This window comes from Cupriavidus sp. C3SS-1 (assembly GCF_057073755.1).
In genome coordinates this window covers 190,197-206,903 of record NZ_CP172700.1, presented here as the reverse complement: position 1 = coordinate 206,903, position 16,707 = coordinate 190,197, and the positions used below count along the sequence as shown (strand labels likewise).

Sequence of the window (16,707 nt, the reverse complement as noted above, 5' to 3'; positions counted from 1 at the left end):
CCCGTTATTTCGATGGCCCCTCACGCGCGGCGCGGCTCGCCTTCGCGCCCGGCCGGCACCGGCGGTGCCAGCGGATCGAAATCGGCCCAGCGGCCCTCGCGCCAGCGGCCCTGCGCACGCTCGATGTCGCGGGCGCCGCCCTTGCGCAACAGGTCGCAGACCAGGCCCGCGTTGGCCGGTTCGACATGCGCGGCCAGCAACACCCCGGCATTGCGCACCGGAGCACGGCCCCAGCGGCCTTCGGCGCGCCCTTCACGCGTGAGCGACAGCGCGCCCACCAGCGATCCGACATAGGCGCACAGCCCCGTGGCGAACACCAGGACGAACAGAGAAACCGGCGGCGACAAGCCCATCAAGGTAATGACCGCCGCGCCCAGCGCGGCACCCGCGGTAGCGCCCAGCAGTACGCCCGTCATGGCGCCCATGCCTGAGCGCCGCGCGCCCGGATCGGCCGCGGTATCGCCGCCGATGGGGTAGGTGGCGTGCTGGCCTGGCGGGTTCACGTAGAAGACGCTCACGTCGTCCTCCGCGACGCCCTGGGCGCGCAGGCGGCTGGCGGTGGTTTCCGCCTTGGCGAAGCTGTCGAAACGACCGGCGATGATGGCATCAGACATGGTGGCTCTCCTCTGTGTCATGCGCTGGCATCGTGCGCTTGCAATGGGGCGGTCACGGGTCTGGGCAATGGCTGGCCGTGACCGTTACCCGCGGCCCGTGGCGCCTTTGCGATGTCCGGCGGGCTTGGCGCCGGCAGGCTGGTGTTCACTGCCGCGCTTGAGCTTCCAGTCGACATCGTCGCGATGGGTCTGGGTCTTCTTTTCGGCGTGCATCGCCGCGCTCGGCGAAATGGGATCGCTCGCGGGGAACGTCATTTCCAGGGAATCGTCAACCGCACCCTGATAGGTCTTGCGTTTGTCTTCAGTGGCCTTGCGCTTGTCCGCAGCGGACGTCTTGCGCTTGTCGTCCGCTGACGCGGAGGACCTGGCATCGGGCTTGGCGGCCGTGCCCTTTTTGGCAGCAACCTTTCGGGCGCCGGCCGTCTTCTTGGCGGCGGCGGGCTTGCGGGCCGGGCTGGCCTTGGCGGGAGCGTGGGCTTTTTGCATGGCTGGGCCTCCGTAAGGAACATCCCTTCCCATGCAATCGCCGGGCCAGCCACGGTGGGGGCGCATTTGTGCGCATGGCGCCGCAACTGGTTACCCTCTGGCGCCAGCGCACTGACGTGCGACGGCTTGAGACCGGCACTTTGTGCCGATGCGATGTAAAAGCTACAGTCCCGAGGCGCGCTGCGGATGGCGCGGAAACTTCACCGCGATGCAGACCGACACCTTGTCGGGATCGCAGGTCTCGCTCTCGGTACTGAGCATGGCACCGTGCAGTTCGACCATGCGGCGCGTCAGCAGCAAGGCGCTGGACTGCCGGGAGGACTGACCCGCCTGCGGCGGTCGGCGCCCGAAGAAATCGGACAGCACCGACAAGCGCGTGGCGCTGCGCGTCTGGTCCAAAGGCGGGCTTTCCGTGATGCGCAGCTTGACGTGGTCGGGTTCCGCGTACAGGTGGACCGCCACGGAACCGCCCGCCTGGGCGCGCCAGATGCAATGCACCAGCAGATGACGCAACACGGGCCCGAGCCGCACCGGATCCGCGTCGATCATCCACGCCGAGGCGTCGCCGTCGGCCTGCACCGGTTTCAGTTCGACGCCGCGTGCCGTCGCGGCCGGGCGGCGGTCCGTCACGGCCTGCATGGTGGCGGCGAGCACGTCGGTCTGGCGCCATTGCGGCGGGCTTTCGTCGGCAAGCAGCCGCACGGCCTCTTCCATTTCCTCGACCAGCGCGATCTGCTGCTGGATGCCGGCGCGTACGCCGTCGAGCGCGCGCCGGGCGGGCGCCGCGGCCTGGTCGATGGCCCGTTCGAGGACATAGGCCCAGCTCTGGATGGCGTTGAGCGAGGAACGCAGGTCGTGCGCGGTCTGGTCGATCAGGGCGCCCACCTCCGTGACGGTCCGTACGTCCTGTTCCACCTGGGGCGATGGCACGCCTTCACTGTCGCGATGTTCCGGCTCGCTGGCTGGCGATTGCTGCGTCATGTTCGTGTTGACCCGGTTTTCCAGGCAGTTGCCATGCAAGAAGCATGCAACCTCAGACTGGGCCAGCCGAACTGCCTTGGCACGCCCGTGAGGATCATCCGGCTGCGGAGACCCCGACCTGACTGCTGCGCGACGCCCGCAGCCATTCCGGCAACTCGCCGCGCGCGGCATAGTCTTCCAGCCGGTTGTACAGCGTCTTCAGGCTGATGCCAAGGATTTCCGCTGCGTGCTTCTTCACGCCCGCGCACTGTTCCAGGGTCGCGAAAATCAGTTGCCGATCGGCGTCGGCCAGCGACATCCCCACCGGCACCGACACCATCGCCGCCGCTGGCGCCTGCGCGGCCGCCACTTGCAGCGGCACCTGCACCTCGGTGATGAGATCGTCGTCGGCCATGATGTAGGCGCGCTGCACGAAATTGCGCAGCTCGCGCACGTTGCCCGGCCAGGCATGCAGGCGCAGGCTGTCGAGCACGCCAGGCGCGAAGCGCCGCGCCGTGCCCTGTTCGGCGTTGAGCTGCTCCAGCATCGTGTTGGCGATCTGGATCACGTCGTCGCCGCGCGCGCGCAGTGGCGGCAGCTCGACCGGAAACACATTGAGCCGGTGGAAGAGGTCCGCGCGCAGCTTGCCTTCCGCCACGGCGTCTTCAGGATTCCGGTTGGTCGCCGCCAGCACGCGCACATCGGCATGCTGCTCGCGGTTGGTACCCACGCGCATGAAGGTGCCGGTTTCGAGCACGCGCAGCAGCTTGACCTGCAGCTCGGCCGGCATCTCGGTGATCTCGTCGAGGAACAGCGTGCCGCCATCGGCACGCTCGAAGTAGCCCTTGTGCTGGCGATCGGCGCCCGTGAAGCTGCCGCGCTCGTGGCCGAACATCTCGGTCTCGATCAGCGTCGGCGAGATCGCGCCGCAGTTGACGGCCAGGAAAGGCTGGCGCCGCCGCGCCGACAGTTCATGGACCGTCTGCATCGCCAGTTCCTTGCCGGTTCCGCTTTCGCCGATCAGCAGGACAGTGGCCTCGGTCGGGGCCACGCGCGCAAGCTGGTCATAGACGGCCTGCATGACATCGGAACTGCCCAGGAGCCGCCCGAAGCGGCCGTAGCGCCGCAGTTCCCCGCGCAGCGAATGGATCTCGGCGCGCAATGCGCCGGTATTGGCCAGCCGCTTCAGCACGGTTTGCAGACGCGCCACGTTGATCGGCTTGACCAGGTAATCGGTCGCGCCCGAGCGCAAGGCTTCCACCGCGCTGTCGACGCTGGCATAGCCCGTGGTGAGGATGACCTCCACCCCGGACGAGCCCACTTCGGCAAACAGTTCCATGCCGCTGCCATCGGGCAGGCGCAGGTCGGTCAGGATCACGTCGGGCATGCGCCAGCCGATCTGCAGCCTGGCTTCACGCAGCGTGCCCGCGGTGGCGGCAGTGAACCCTTCCAGTGCCACGATCTCGGCCAGCGCGGCGCAGGCGTTTTCGTCGTCGTCGACAATCAGGATGTGAGGCATGGATCGCGCGGCCCGAAGGCCGGAAGTTTGCCCGGGATCGGCGGCGGGCGCCGACAGGCAAAAACGGCATTCCCGCCTGCTGCGACGCAACACAACGCATCGTGTCGGAGCGCGGACATGCGGGGACAACGCAAGGTGCGTATCCGAAGTCTACCCATCCCGGCGCCCGAATGTTGCCAGTGTCTCTCTGACACGGCTGTCGGATGTTTCCGCGCGCCGCGCCTGACGTCTGGTAGCGCCCCGCCGCACGGGCTAGCATAGGAACGTCCCGCGCCCCAGAACCAAGCCAACGTGTCGACCACCGCCAGTCCATCCCGACGCGGCGCGCCCCCCCCGCAACCGGAGGGCTTGCGAAGCCGCGCCATTCCGTCGCAGGTCTCCCTGTTATGGGAGAGCACCGCGCCCGCGATGCGCCGCCTGCTGGCGCAGGTCGAGCGCGTCGCGGCCACGGATGTGACCATGCTGGCCGTGGGGGAAAGCGGCACGGGCAAGGAAGTCGTGGCGCGCGCCGTGCATGCGCGCAGCAGCCGGTCCGACGGGCCCTTCGTGGCCGTCAATTGCGGCGCGATCCAGCCCACGCTGATCGAGTCGGAACTGTTCGGCCACGAAAAGGGCGGCTTCACCGGCGCCATCGACCAGAAGGCCGGCTACTTCGAGCAGGCGCAGGGCGGGACCCTGTTCCTGGACGAAGTCACCGAAATGCCGCTGGCCATGCAGGTGAAACTGTTGCGCGTGCTGGAAAGCCGCACCTTCCACCGCGTCGGCGGCGATACGCTGATCGCCAGCGACGTGCGCATCCTCGCCGCCACCAACCGCGATCCGCTCGACGCCGTGCGGGCCGGCCAGTTGCGTGAAGACCTGCTGTACCGGCTGGCCGTGTTCCCATTGCATATTCCGCCGCTGCGCGAGCGCGTGGAGGACATCATCCCGCTGGCCCGCCACTTCCTGGACGAGTACAACGCGATGGAGCGCACCGACAAGATGTTTTCCGCCGGCACGCTGGAGCGGCTGACGCGCTACGACTGGCCCGGCAATGTGCGCGAACTGAAGAACGCGGTCTACCGCGCCTTTATCCTGGCCGATACGGTGGTGGAGATCGGCAACCCGAACCTGGGTACGCAACCGCAGCGCCCGAGCACGGTCGACGGCGTGGTCAGCGTGCGCGTGGGCACCACGCTGGCCGATACCCAGCGCGAGATCATCATGGCCACGCTCGCGCATTACAACGGCGACAAGCGCCTGGCCGCGCGCGCGCTCGGCATCAGCCTCAAGACCCTTTACAACCGCCTGGAAGCGTACCGGGCCGGCTAAGGGCCGGCCCGTTCCACCCGCCGGGCGCCAGCTAGGCATCGCGGCCGCGCCGGGCCCGCATCACGGCGGCAACCGCCGCCGAAGCGCCGACCACCAGCGCCGTGGTCAGCACCGGATGGCGCGCGCTGGTGGTGTAGGGGCACGACTGCAGCGCGGCGCGGTTGCCGGTGCGCTCCTGCAGGCCGTTGCCGCCGCCGTACAGGGTGTTGTCCTCCAGCGGACCGGCCGGGTCGCGGCTCTGCTGCGCACGGCCCATGAAGCGGCGCATGAAGTGGTCGAAGGTGCGCGGCGCATAGTAGGCCGCCGCGGAGAACGCCTTGGCGGCACCGCCGACAAACAGGTCGCGGCGCGGATGCTCGGCGGCAAAGAGAATGGCATCGGCCGCCAGCGACGGGTCATACAGCGGCGGCGGCAACCGCGGCTCCACGCCGAGGAAGTTCTTGGCATGCGTGGCCAGCGGGGTTTCGAGCCCGGCCGGCTTGATCAGCGTGACGCTGATCGGCGCCATCTCCTGCTCCAGTTCCAGCCGCAGCGAATCCGTGAAGCCCTTGATCGCGTGCTGCGATGCCGCATAGGCGCTTTGCAGCGGCAATGGACCGTCCGACGCTTCGCTGCCGATATTGATGATGGTGCCGCCATGCTCGCGCAGGTGCGCGGCCGCCGCGAGCGAGCCATGCACCGTGCCCCAGTAGTTGGTGTCGAACAGGCGCCGCTGGTCTTCCAGCGGCACATCGGCATGGCGGCCAAAGATGGTCACGCCGGCATTGTTGACCCACGTGTCGAACCCGCCGAAGCGTTCGATAGCGGTATGCGCCACGCGCGCCACGTCCTCGTGCCGGCCGACGTCGGCCGTGACGGTGATCGCTTCGGCACCCTTCTCCCGCAGTTCCTCGGCCAGCTTGTGCAGCGACTCTTCGCTGCGGGCCACCAGCACCAGGCGGGCGCCCTTGCCTGCCGCCTTGCGCGCGGTGACCAGGCCGACGCCACTGGTGGCGCCGGTCAGCACGATGACCTGCGATCCGATCGTCTTCTGAGAGAGTTTCATCTGCTTGTTTCCTGATGCCCCGGGCACGAGACGACGATCGCCGGCGTCCGGGACGCACCGCAGGCGACACTTGACCGTATGCAGGGGCAAACTCCGCAAGGAGTGTTCCCGCGCCGCCGTCACCGCGCACCGCTGGCATGCCGGCCGGCAGGCCGCATCGGACCGCGCGGATTTACAACGTCCGGTAAGAAGCACACGCGCGCGACGTTGGCCGACCCGAGTGTAGGACTGCCGCCGATTTCGGTCGCAGTGGACGGTGCCTAAGCTGAAGCCACCGAGGTTTCGCCTCGCCCTTTCCTCGTGATGCCAGTCCACCATGGCCAAGACCACGCGCCAGGCCCCTGGCGATGCGCGTACTGCCGGCAAAGGTCCGGCCGCGCGCAAGCATGTCGAAGACGCTTTGGGCAAGTACCGCCAGATGCGGGACTTTGCCGCTACGCCCGAACCGGGCGGCGTCCGTTCGCGCGCCGATGCATCGAAGCGCAGCACGGCCCGTGCCGCGGCCCGGACCGGTGCGTTGTCCTTCGTGATCCAGAAGCATGCCGCGCGCCGCCTGCACTATGACTTCAGGCTCGAGCTGGACGGCACGCTGAAGAGCTGGGCCGTGCCCAAGGGTCCAAGCCTGGACCCCGCGGACAAGCGCATGGCCGTGCATGTGGAGGACCACCCGCTCGACTACGCAGGCTTCGAAGGGGTGATCCCGCCCGGCCACTACGGCGCGGGCACGGTGATCGTCTGGGATCGCGGGGTGTGGGTGCCCGATGGCGATGCCGATGCCGCGTATCGCGCCGGCAAGCTGAAATTCGAACTGCGCGGCGAGAAGCTGCACGGCCACTGGACCCTGGTACGCATGCATGGCAGCCGCCAGAAGGATCAGGATGCGTGGCTGCTGATCAAGGAGCGCGATGACGCGGCGGTGCCGGCCTCGGAACTCGACGTGACCGAGGCCATGCCGGACAGCGTGCTGGCCGGCACTTCGCCGGCACGCGCGCCGCGCAAAGCCGGCAAGGCCGCGAAGTCAAAAGCGTCTACAAAGGAGAAGGACAAGGACAGCGATACAGCGAAGGCGCCGGCCTTGCCGCGCCGCGCCGTCGCCGCCGCGCTGCCCCTGGCGCTGTCGCCGCAGCTCGCCACGCTGGTCGAGCGCCCGCCGGCCGATGCCGAGGCCTGGCGCTACGAAATCAAGTTCGATGGCTATCGCGTGCTGGCCCGCATCGACGGCGACGACGTGCGCCTGTTCACGCGCCAGGGTCACGACTGGACCTCGCGCCTGAAGACGCTGGCGCGCGAAGTGCGCGCGCTGGGCTTGCCGGACGGCTGGCTCGACGGCGAGATCGTGGTGCTCGGCAAGCACGGGGAAACCGACTTCCAGGCCTTGCAGAACGCGTTCGAGACGGCACACGTCGAGTCGATCGAATACTACGTGTTCGACCTGCCCTTCTATGCCGGCCACGACCTGCGCAAGGTGCCGCTGTCCGAACGGCGGGCGCTGCTGCGGCGTTTGTTCGAAGCCAGCACCGCGACGCGCGTGCGCTTCAGCGAAGACTTCGAAGCCGCCCCGGACGAGATGCTGGATGCGGCCTGCCGCATGAAGCTGGAGGGCGTGATCGGCAAGCGCGTGGACGCGCCCTATGTCAGCACGCGCAGCAATACCTGGATCAAGCTCAAGTGCACGCAGCGGCAGGAGTTCGTGATCGGCGGCTATACCGAACCGAAAGGCAGCCGCGAAGGGCTTGGCGCGCTGATGCTCGGCGTGCACGACAGCGCGGGCCGACTGCGCTATGCCGGCAATGTGGGCACGGGTTTCGACACCCGCACCCTCGCGAAGCTGCGCGAGCAGCTCGATGCGCTGCGTGCGGACGAGACGCCGTTCGATGCGCTGCCCCGATCGGTCAAGGGCTTGTGGGTACGGCCGCGGCTGGTGGCGGAGGTGTCGTTCGGCTCCTGGACGCGCGAAGGGCGCGTGCGGCACGCCGTGTTCCATGGCCTGCGCAGCGACAAGCCGGCCAATGCGGTGTCGGTGGAGCAGCCGGCAGCGCCGGCCAGCGGCAAGCCCGTGACCGGGGCCGCGTCGGGCACGACGGCCGCCGCCGCGCGCAAGGGCAAACCCACCGCGGCGAAGGGCAAGGTGGCCATCAGCCACGCCACGCGCGTCATCGACGCCGCGAGCGGACTGACCAAGTGCGACCTGGTGCGCTACTACGAACGCGTGGCGCCGCTGATGCTGCCGCACCTGCAGGGCCGCCCGATCGCCATGGTGCGCGCGCCCGACGGCGTGGCCGGCCAGCTGTTTTTCCAGCGGCATGGCGACACGCTCAGGGTGGACGGCATCAACGTGCTGGACCCCGATCTCTGGCCTGGCCATCCGGCGCTGCTGGAAATCGTCTCCGCGCATGCGCTGGTGGCGGCGGCCCAGCTCAATGTCGTGGAGTTCCACACCTGGAACGCCAGCAAGCGCAGCCTCGACCGGCCCAACCGCATCATCTTCGACCTGGACCCCGGCGAAGGCGTGCCCTGGCCCCCCATGCGCGCAGCCGCCGCGCTGATGAAGGCATGGCTCGATGAACTGGGGCTCGACAGCTTTGTGAAAACCAGCGGCGGCAAGGGCCTGCACGTGGTGGTGCCGCTGACGCCGCGCGCGGACTGGGACGCGGTCAAGGCGTTCGCCCATGGCGTAGTGCTTCACATGGCCCGCACGCTCCCGGACCGATTCGTCGCGAAGAGCGGCGCACGCAACCGCGTTGGCAAGATTTTCATCGACTACCTGCGCAACGGAGTAGGCGCCACAACGGTGGCGGCATTCTCGGCGCGCGCGCGCAGCGGCCTGGGGGTGTCGATCCCGCTCGCCTGGGACGAGCTTGACAGCGTCACGGGCGCCGACCAGTGGACCGTGGCCAATGTGGCGCCACGACTCGACGAGATCGCGCGCCACGACCCGTGGGCGGCCTATGCGGGCACCCGCCAAACCATTACGCGCGCGGCCGCCCGGCTGGCGCGCGCAGGAAGGAGCTAGCCATGACCCGGTCCTTTATCCACTATATCCGCCACGTTCGCCAGCGCGCGCCGCGTCCTCCGCGGCGCGCGCTGCTCGCGGCGATGCTGATGGCGATGGCCCTGCCGGCGAGCGCGCGCCTGCCGGCCCCCACGCTGGAGCAGCAACAAGCCGCCGACGCGCGCAAGGCCAAGGAAGCCGAAGAGGCCAAGCACCAGGCCGAGCTGCTGGCGCAGGTGCAAGACCGCCTGGCCGCGCAGTTCGGCAGGAAGGGCGCCGCCGGCGCGGCCGCGGCGACCACGGAGCCGGGCAACGTGTCGCAGAAGGCCGCGGAAGCCCCGCAGTCCGCGGGCCCGCACGGCGGCACCTCGCCCAGTGCCGAGGCGCATAGCGGGGAAGCTGAGCGGCGCTAGCACGGAGCGCGCTTCCGGCACGCCTTTTGCGCGTGTTCTCCTGCGGTCCCATTCATAAGGGACCGGCCATCTGCGCAAGACGCAGCCACGCAAGGGGGAACGACGCCGTGAGCATCCATCGCCATGTAATCGCTACAAAAAGCCTGCAACCGTACAAGGTAAGTTTTACAACGCCATGCGCCGCGGTGCCGCGATGCGAGGGGTTCAGGCCATGAACGCGAGCGCTGCCCGACAAGGCCGCCTGATCCTGAATGTGGAAGACGGCGAAGGCCCGCGCTATGTGAAAAGCAGCATCCTGCAGCGCGCCGGCTTCTCGGTGATCGAGGCGTCGACCGGCCAGGCGGCCCTCTCGCTGGCGCGCCAGCATGCGCCCGCGCTGGTGTTGCTGGCGCTCCAGCTGCCCGATATCAGCGGACTCGACGTCTGCCGCCTGCTGAAGGCCGATCCCAACCTGGCTCATATGCCGATCCTGCTGACCTCCCCCGCGCTCGCCTCTTCGTCGCAACGCGTGCAGGCGCTCGAATGTGGCGCGGACAGCTTTATCGCCGAGCCGGCCGAGCCCGAGGAGCTGGTGGCCAGCATCGACTCGCTGCTGCGCCTGCGCCGGGCCGAAGATGCCTTCCATCGCACCAGGCAGGCGCTGCACGACAACGAGGACATGTTCCGCCAGGTCGCCGAATCACTGGTCGACGTGGTCTGGCTGCTCGACGCGCGCGACCGGCGCCTGCTGTTCATCAGCCCGCGTTTTGCGGACCTGTGTGGCCAGCCGACCGAGAAGATACTCGAAGATCCGCAGTGTTGCCTGACGCGCGTGGCGCCGGCCGATCGGGCCCGCGTGGCGCAGGCGTTCGCCAGCATGCTGGAGGACGGCCAGCTCGATATCGAATTCCAGCTCGTGCGCACCGACGGCAGCATCCGCGAGATCCGCGCCCGCGCCTTGCCGATGCGCGGCAGCGACGCCACCGTCCTGCGCGTGGCCGGCACCTGCCAGGACGTGACCACGCAGAACCGTGCGCGCCGGGCGCTGCGCGGCGAAGAGCGTCGCAAGGAACAGTTCCTGGCCATGCTCGCCCACGAGCTGCGCAACCCGCTCGCGCCGATGCGCAGCGCCGTGGACTTGCTGCAGCAGCCCACGCCCACCCCTGCGGACACGTTCCGCGCACGCGACGTGATCGGGCGCCAGCTCAGGCACCTGTCGCAACTGGTGGACGATCTGCTCGACATCTCCCGCTTCAACCGCGGAACGATCACATTGCGACAGGACCTCGTGGAACTGCGCGGAGCGCTCAACACCGCGGTCGAAGCCGTGAGGCCGCTCTTGGAAGCGCAGCAGCACACGCTGCGGCTGGCCCTGCCGGAACAGCCGCTGCCGGTGCGCGGCGACATGGTCCGGCTCACCCAGATCTTCAGCAACCTGCTGCATAACGCGGCCGCCTATACGCCGGCCGGCGGCCAGATCCGCATCGACGCCACGACGATGGACGGACGCGTCGCCGTCCGCGTCCACGACAACGGCATGGGCCTGACCCAGACTTTGCAGCGCTTGCTGTTCGACCCGCTGGCGCCGGGGGAACCCGGAACCGTGGCCAGCGATACCGATCCATTCGACGGCGAACCCGATGCCGACGGCGCGCAGCTTGCCGTGCCCGAAGGTCCGGGTATCGGCCTGACGCTGGTACAGCAGCTCGTGCGGCTGCATGGCGGGCGCGTTCGCGCCGAGAGCCCGGGGCCGGGCGAAGGCAGCACCTTTATCGTCGAGCTTCCGATCGAGCCGTGGCAGAACTGGCATCCGGCCGACACCGTGGCACAGCGGCCATCCGGACCGCCGCGCGTGATCATGGTGGTCGATGACAACACCGATGCGCTCGAAGCCATGAGCATGACCCTGCGGGCGCTGGGACACACCGTGGTCACCGCGACCGATGGCGAGAGCGCGGTCGCGCAGGCGCCCGAAGTCAAGCCCGAGGTGGTGCTGCTTGACCTGGGCATGCCGACCATGGACGGCTTTGAAACCGCTCGCCGGCTGCGTGCGCTGCCCGAGATGCGCGGCGCCACGCTGGTGGCGCTGACCGGCTACGGCCGGCCGGAGGACCGCCACCGCGCGCTGGAAGCGGGCTTCGACCGCCATCTGGTCAAGCCGGCCAGCCTGGAGTCCCTGACCCGGCTGTTCGAAGAGCCTGGCGACTGACGCGGGCTCAACGGGTGCGACGCGACCCGGCGCGACCCGACGCGCTTCACCCATTTACCGGAGTTCCGAACCATGCATACCACCCCCGACCCCGACACCCCCTCGCACAAGCCGGAAGTCCCGCCACCGGAACCGCCGCCGGGCGCGCCCGAGCCGGTCGTCGATCCGCCGCCGGGCGACCAGCCGCCTCCGCCGCCGCAGCGGGCCAGCCCATGACGCAAGGAGACGCATCGTGTCACGCATCATCTGGAAGGGCGCCATCACCTTCGGCCTGGTCAATATCCCGGTCGTGCTGCGGCCCGCATCGCGCAGCCAGTCGCTCGACCTGGACCTGCTGGACGTGCGCGACATGGCACCGGTGGGCTACCAGCGCATCAACAAGAGCACGGGCAAGCCGGTCGACAAGGAACACATCGTCAAGGGCTATCAGTACGAGAATGACGAATACGTATTGCTGAGCGACGAGGACTTCCGGCAAGCCAATGTCGAAGCCACGCAGACCGTGGATATCGTCAGCTTTGTGCAGGCCGACGAGATTCCGCCTTACTACTTCGACACGCCTTATTACCTGGAGCCCGACAAGCGCGGGGAACGCGGCTATGCGCTGCTGCTGGAAACCATGCGGCGCACCGGGCGCGCCGCGCTCGCGCTGGTGGTGCTGCGCAACCGGCAGCACCTGGCCGCCATGCTGGTCCAGGAGGGCGCGCTGGTGCTCAACACCATGCGCTTCGCCGACGAGGTGCTGCCGATCTCGGATCTCAAGCTCCCCAAAACCTCCGGCGCAAAGGGAAGCGGTGCCCACGCGCGCGAGATCGAGATGGCCGTCAAGCTGGTCGAGGACATGAGCGAGGCGTGGTCGCCGCAGCAATATCGCGACACCTATCGCGACGATCTCATGGCCCGCATCGACGAGAAAATCGAATCAGGCAAGACCCATCAGCTCACGCCCGCCGCCGAAGAAGAGGAAGCCCCACGCCAGGGTGCCAAGGTCATCGACATGGTGGCGCTGCTCAAGAAAAGCCTGGATCACCACGGCAAGCGCGGCGCTGACAAGAGCGAGTTGGAAGAAGACGAGGCGCCGCGCAAGACCAGGGGCAAAAGCAGCCGTGCGCCCGCAAAGAAACATGCAGCGCCCGCCAAGCGGGCAGCCGGCAGCCGGGCATCGGCCAAGCGGTCCGCTCATGCCGCTGCGGGCAAAACGTCATCCGCCCGGAGCACGGCGCGACGCAAGCAAGCGTAGCCGCCCTGCTGCCCGTGCGGCGGCAAGACCCGATAGCGCCTGGCGTCAGCTGGCGTGGAAGAACCCGGGCCCTGCGTCATGCGTCAGGGCCCGGCAGTCATGCACCGGGGCACGAGCCATTCAGCGCGACGACACCTTCAGGGTGTCGTTGACGGACATCACGCCATCCACCCCGCGGATGGTCTGCAACGCCATGTCGTGCTGTTCCTGGCTCGGTACCGTGCCGCTCACGTTGACCGTGCCATCCTTGGTCTTCACGTGAATGCCGGTCGACTTCAGGTCCTTGGTCGACAGCAGCTTGGTCTTGATCTTGGTGGTGATGGTGCTGTCGGAGACGGCCTGCTTGGCCGTGGCGGCGCCCGCGTCATGGCTCGGCGGGGGTGCCGTATCGCGGTTGATCTCGGCGCGGCCCGGCATGCCAGGCGCGGAATTGGCGGGCGCAGTCGTCGTGCCCGTGTCGACGGCCGTGCGCATGAAGCCGCCGGCATCCAGCGCGAAAACGCTGCCTGCGGCGGCGGCCAGTGCTGCCGCCAGACAAGCCTTGCGCAGGATCGAAGCAGTAGGTCGGCTGGGTCGCATGGTTTCCTCCTTGGCGGGTTATGGGGCCCGAATCCTTGCCGTGCGCGCACGGCAGCGTTCGGTCTTCGATCTGGTTCCCCGCAATCCCCGTACCCGGCGGGGCCGGAGGGCCGGCCGGGGCATTGTGCGGTGTTCGCGGCGCAACCGGCCCGCGGCTGTGTAAATCGCGACAACGCTTTGTAAATCCGAAGCGAAACCGTCACCGTCGACCACCGGAATCCCGCCATGGGGCGTGCGGGGCGGCCCTGGCACATGGCTTGCGACAAGGACCACGCGGCAGTTCGCCGCGTCCATGGAGAGAGTGATGGGACAGCAACAGCAGCCGGGGCAATCCCAACAGGGCCAACAAGGCCAGGGCCAGCGACAGCAAGAACAGTCGCAAGGCGGCCAGCACAGTGGCCAGCAGGGTTCCAACCAGAGCGGCCAGCGCTCGGGCGGCGGACAGTCTGGCGGCGGACAAATGGGAAACCAGGACCGGGGTATGGGCCAGCAGCAACAGGAAAGCGGCAAGGGCTCGCAGCAAGGTCATCAGCAGGGACAAGGCGGATCGGGTAGTGGATCGTCGGGTGGTCGCCAGCAATGACGGCTGACCGGCGCCATTGATGCGCCGAAACAGCGGGGCCGGAATTCTTCGGAATTCCGGCCCCTTTTTGTTGCCATGCCTAAGGCCGTGGCGCCGCCAGGGCCGGCATCTGCGCACCTTCCCGTGTATCCTGACCGGGACTCGCCACGTATTCATCCACCTTTGCCAGCTTCCACCGATCCGGCGGCCGCTCGCCGCCAGGGCCAGTTTCTCGACCGCATTGCCAGCCGCGTACGCACCACGGCCGGCGCGCAGGTGCGCGCGCTCACGCGCAGCAACTCGGGCCTGACACTGGACTACGACAATCCACCCGGCGACCCGGGGCTGTTTGGCCCGGACGCGGTCTGCTGGCGCGTGCATGCCGATTTCCCGGCCATGCTGGCCGGCGGCGTCAGTGCCTTGCTGTTGCAGACGCTGCACCCGCTCGCACTGGCCGGCGTCTGGGACCATTCGACGTTTCGCGCCGATATGCAGGGCCGGCTGGGGCGTACCGCGCAGTTCATCGCGGGCACCACCTACGGTAGCCGCGCGGACGCCATGTCGCTGATCGACCGCGTGCGGCGCATCCACGCGCACATCCGCGGCAGCGCGCCGGACGGACGGCCCTATGCCGCTGACGACCCGGCCCTGCTGACATGGGTGCACGTGGCGGAAGTGTCCAGCTTCCTGGCCGCGTACCTGCGCTACGTGGGGCCGCTCGGTGAAGCCGAACAGGACCGCTACTACGACGAAGTCGCACAGGTCGCCGAGTTGCTGGGCGCCACGGGCGTCCCGCGCTCGCGCGCGGCGGTGGCCGCCTATCTGGAAGCCATGCGCCCGCAACTCGAAGCCGGCGCGCGCACGCGCGAAGTGGCACGGCTGGTGATGAAGCTGCCCGTGGCCAACCCGATTCTGGTCCCGGCGGTGCGCGTGATGGCCCATGCGGGCATTGCGCTGTTGCCGGACTGGGCCCGCCAGATGCTGGAACTCGATGGCCCGTCGATCCGCCGTCCCGTGTCGCTGGCCGGAATGCGCGTGCTGGCGCCGACGCTGCGCTGGGCGCTCGGGGCCGGACTGGCAGCCCGAGCGCGGCGGCGCGTGGCGCGCGCCGCCTGATCCGGCCTCAGGCTATTCGGCCGCGGCCGGGGCCGCGGCAGGACTGCCGCGCAGCGTGGCTTCGCGCAGGCGCGCGACCAGGAACGGCGACAGCAGCGACACCGCCGCACTCATCAGGAACAGCAGGCGGAACGCGCGCTCGGCGGCTGCGCGCACGGCCGCCGCGTCGGCCGCCGGCGTATCGGGCGCCAGCGCCCGGTGGAACATGCTCATCAGCACGTCTTCGCCGCCCGACAGGTCGCTCACCGCCATGCCGCCGTGGCGCAGCAGCGCGATCAGCACCGTGGTCAGCACCGCCACGCCGACGGCGCCACCGAGCATGCGCGAAAACGACGTCAGTGCCGTGGCAATCCCCACCTGCTGCGGCGGCACGGCGTTCTGCGTGGCAACCAGGCCGCTCGGCAACTGCAGGCCGATCGCGAACCCCAGGACCACCATCACCGGCACGCACAGCCACACCGAGGCCGGATCGACAAAGGCCAGGGCCACGATGGCCAGCGGCGCCACCGAGGCGCCCGCCATCTGCAGCGGCTTGTAGCGGCCGGTCCACGACATGACCCGCCCTGCCGCGTAGGCGCCGAACGGGATCGCCAGCGTCAGCGGTACCAGCCGCAGGGCCGCGGCGTCGGCCTGCGCGCCGCCCACGACCTGAAAGCGCAACGGCAGCAGCACCGACATGGCGATCAGCTGGAAGAAGCAGAAGAACAGCGTGGCGCAGCAGATGGCCACGGTCGGCACGCGCAGCATGGCAAGCGGGATCACCGGATCGGCCGCGCGGCGCTCCTGCCAGATGAACAGTGCCAGCGCGACCACGCCCGCGACCAGCAGCGCCAGCGAGTCGGCACGCAGCGGCGAATGGCCCTGCCCGAGCCGCGTCAGGAACACCAGCACGCCACTGAGCCCGCCGCCGAACAGCAGCGCGCCGAGGTAATCGATGCGGTGTCGCCGGCCGCTGACCGGCAGGAAGCGCAACGCGCGCCGCACCACGACCAGAGCCAGCAAGGCCAGCGGCAGGTTGATCCAGAAGATCCAGCGCCAGGACAGGTAGTGTGCGAGGTAGCCGCCGATCACCGGCCCGGCCATGCTGGCCACCGCCCACACGCCGCTCACATAGCCCTGGTAGCGGCCGCGATCGCGCAGCGGCACCACGTCGGCAATGGCGGCCTGCGATACCGAGATCAGCCCGCCCCCGCCCAGGCCTTGAAGGATTCGCGCCACGATCAGCTGCGGCATGGTCTGCGCCAGCGCGCAGACGACCGAGGCCAGCAGGAACAGCACGATCGAGAAGGACAGGACCGAGCGCCGGCCCAGCACGTCGGACAGCTTGCCGTAGATCGGCGTGGCCACTGTCGAGGCCACCAGATAGGCCGAAATGACCCACGCCATGTCTTCGAAGCCGCGCAGCTGCAGGGCGATCTCGGGCAGCACCACGGCGACGATCGACTGTTCGAGCGCGCCAAGCAGGATGGCGAGCATCAGGCCGAACAGGATCTGCATGACCGGCGGCTGCGGCGCGGCGGCCGAAGACGACGAAGGGGAGGAAGAGGATGCATCTGCCGCGTGGGGCGGCTGGGAGGGAACGGCGGTCATCGGCACCAGCGGCGGCAGGCATGGCGGCCGCGCGGGGCGCCGCATGCGCCAGGTGGACCCGCCTGCTCTTGCTTCGAGGATCAGGAAGAGCG

The 16,707-nt window shown here is 68.9% G+C and carries 14 protein-coding genes; 7 read left to right on the top strand and 7 right to left on the bottom strand.

Annotated elements, in window-relative coordinates; all coding sequences use genetic code 11:
- Nucleotides 1–20: 20 nt before the first annotated feature.
- From ACIGJC_RS16950 to ACIGJC_RS16935, 4 genes are all read right to left on the bottom strand, one after another.
- Nucleotides 21–614: a hypothetical protein gene (locus tag ACIGJC_RS16950; RefSeq protein ID WP_483713165.1), complete on the bottom strand. Its 594-nt coding sequence runs from the start codon at nucleotides 612–614 to the stop codon at nucleotides 21–23.
- Between the two features lie 84 nt (nucleotides 615–698).
- Nucleotides 699–1,100 carry a hypothetical protein gene (locus ACIGJC_RS16945; protein WP_483713164.1) on the bottom strand — a complete coding sequence of 134 codons (402 nt, stop codon included), beginning with the start codon at nucleotides 1,098–1,100 and terminating at the stop codon, nucleotides 699–701.
- A 162-nt stretch (nucleotides 1,101–1,262) separates the two neighbouring features.
- Nucleotides 1,263–2,081: a sensor histidine kinase gene (locus ACIGJC_RS16940; protein ID WP_483713162.1), complete on the bottom strand. Its 819-nt coding sequence runs from the start codon at nucleotides 2,079–2,081 to the stop codon at nucleotides 1,263–1,265.
- Nucleotides 2,082–2,175: 94 nt separating this feature from the next.
- Nucleotides 2,176–3,579, bottom strand: a complete 1,404-nt coding sequence (locus ACIGJC_RS16935) for a sigma-54-dependent transcriptional regulator (RefSeq protein WP_483713161.1) — start codon at nucleotides 3,577–3,579, stop codon at nucleotides 2,176–2,178.
- 291 nt (nucleotides 3,580–3,870) lie between these two features.
- Between ACIGJC_RS16935 and ACIGJC_RS16930 the strand changes: the two genes are divergently transcribed.
- Nucleotides 3,871–4,890, top strand: coding sequence for a sigma-54 interaction domain-containing protein (locus tag ACIGJC_RS16930; RefSeq protein WP_483713160.1), 1,020 nt, complete (start codon nucleotides 3,871–3,873; stop codon nucleotides 4,888–4,890).
- Between the two features lie 31 nt (nucleotides 4,891–4,921).
- Here ACIGJC_RS16930 and ACIGJC_RS16925 read toward each other — a convergent pair whose 3' ends face one another.
- Nucleotides 4,922–5,935: an SDR family oxidoreductase gene (locus tag ACIGJC_RS16925; protein ID WP_483713158.1), complete on the bottom strand. Its 1,014-nt coding sequence runs from the start codon at nucleotides 5,933–5,935 to the stop codon at nucleotides 4,922–4,924.
- A gap of 316 nt (nucleotides 5,936–6,251) precedes the next feature.
- Between ACIGJC_RS16925 and ligD the strand changes: the two genes are divergently transcribed.
- The 4 genes from ligD to ku all read left to right on the top strand — a co-directional run bounded on the left by ligD (nucleotide 6,252) and on the right by ku (nucleotide 12,768).
- Nucleotides 6,252–8,948, top strand: a complete 2,697-nt coding sequence (gene ligD / locus ACIGJC_RS16920; RefSeq protein ID WP_483713157.1) for a DNA ligase D — start codon at nucleotides 6,252–6,254, stop codon at nucleotides 8,946–8,948.
- Nucleotides 8,949–8,950: 2 nt separating this feature from the next.
- A complete protein-coding gene (locus ACIGJC_RS16915) occupies nucleotides 8,951–9,340 on the top strand; it encodes a hypothetical protein (RefSeq protein ID WP_483713156.1) in 390 nt (129 codons plus the stop codon).
- A gap of 211 nt (nucleotides 9,341–9,551) precedes the next feature.
- The gene (locus ACIGJC_RS16910; RefSeq protein ID WP_483713155.1) at nucleotides 9,552–11,528 is read left to right on the top strand and encodes a response regulator; all 1,977 of its coding nucleotides are present in this window, start codon (nucleotides 9,552–9,554) and stop codon (nucleotides 11,526–11,528) included.
- Nucleotides 11,529–11,760: 232 nt separating this feature from the next.
- Entirely contained in the window at nucleotides 11,761–12,768 is a 1,008-nt protein-coding gene (ku, locus tag ACIGJC_RS16905; protein ID WP_483713153.1) for a non-homologous end joining protein Ku, read from the top strand.
- A gap of 120 nt (nucleotides 12,769–12,888) precedes the next feature.
- On the opposite strand, the gene ACIGJC_RS16900 is transcribed toward ku, so the two are convergent.
- The gene (locus tag ACIGJC_RS16900; RefSeq protein WP_483713151.1) at nucleotides 12,889–13,347 is read right to left on the bottom strand and encodes a BON domain-containing protein; all 459 of its coding nucleotides are present in this window, start codon (nucleotides 13,345–13,347) and stop codon (nucleotides 12,889–12,891) included.
- A gap of 304 nt (nucleotides 13,348–13,651) precedes the next feature.
- On the opposite strand from ACIGJC_RS16900, the gene ACIGJC_RS16895 reads away from it, so the two are divergent.
- Nucleotides 13,652–13,930 (top strand): hypothetical protein, encoded by a 279-nt coding sequence (locus tag ACIGJC_RS16895; RefSeq protein WP_483713150.1) that lies wholly within the window; start codon nucleotides 13,652–13,654, stop codon nucleotides 13,928–13,930.
- A 162-nt stretch (nucleotides 13,931–14,092) separates the two neighbouring features.
- A complete protein-coding gene (locus ACIGJC_RS16890) occupies nucleotides 14,093–15,025 on the top strand; it encodes an oxygenase MpaB family protein (RefSeq protein WP_483713149.1) in 933 nt (310 codons plus the stop codon).
- Between the two features lie 12 nt (nucleotides 15,026–15,037).
- On the opposite strand, the gene ACIGJC_RS16885 is transcribed toward ACIGJC_RS16890, so the two are convergent.
- Nucleotides 15,038–16,522: an MDR family MFS transporter gene (locus ACIGJC_RS16885; protein WP_483713148.1), complete on the bottom strand. Its 1,485-nt coding sequence runs from the start codon at nucleotides 16,520–16,522 to the stop codon at nucleotides 15,038–15,040.
- Nucleotides 16,523–16,707 lie beyond the last annotated feature (185 nt).

Bases quoted from the DNA above. Each gene is read 5' to 3' on its own strand.
- ACIGJC_RS16915 (WP_483713156.1), top strand. From the start codon at position 8,951: ATGACCCGGTCCTTTATCCACTATATCCGCCACGTTCGCCAGCGCGCG.
- ACIGJC_RS16940 (WP_483713162.1), bottom strand. From the start codon at position 2,081: ATGACGCAGCAATCGCCAGCCAGCGAGCCGGAACATCGCGACAGTGAA.
- ACIGJC_RS16885 (WP_483713148.1), bottom strand. From the start codon at position 16,522: ATGCAGATCCTGTTCGGCCTGATGCTCGCCATCCTGCTTGGCGCGCTC.
- ACIGJC_RS16910 (WP_483713155.1), top strand. From the start codon at position 9,552: ATGAACGCGAGCGCTGCCCGACAAGGCCGCCTGATCCTGAATGTGGAA.
- ACIGJC_RS16945 (WP_483713164.1), bottom strand. From the start codon at position 1,100: ATGCAAAAAGCCCACGCTCCCGCCAAGGCCAGCCCGGCCCGCAAGCCC.
- ACIGJC_RS16935 (WP_483713161.1), bottom strand. From the start codon at position 3,579: ATGCCTCACATCCTGATTGTCGACGACGACGAAAACGCCTGCGCCGCG.
- ligD (WP_483713157.1), top strand. From the start codon at position 6,252: ATGGCCAAGACCACGCGCCAGGCCCCTGGCGATGCGCGTACTGCCGGC.
- ACIGJC_RS16895 (WP_483713150.1), top strand. From the start codon at position 13,652: ATGGGACAGCAACAGCAGCCGGGGCAATCCCAACAGGGCCAACAAGGC.
- ACIGJC_RS16925 (WP_483713158.1), bottom strand. From the start codon at position 5,935: ATGAAACTCTCTCAGAAGACGATCGGATCGCAGGTCATCGTGCTGACC.
- ACIGJC_RS16900 (WP_483713151.1), bottom strand. From the start codon at position 13,347: ATGCGACCCAGCCGACCTACTGCTTCGATCCTGCGCAAGGCTTGTCTG.
- ACIGJC_RS16950 (WP_483713165.1), bottom strand. From the start codon at position 614: ATGTCTGATGCCATCATCGCCGGTCGTTTCGACAGCTTCGCCAAGGCG.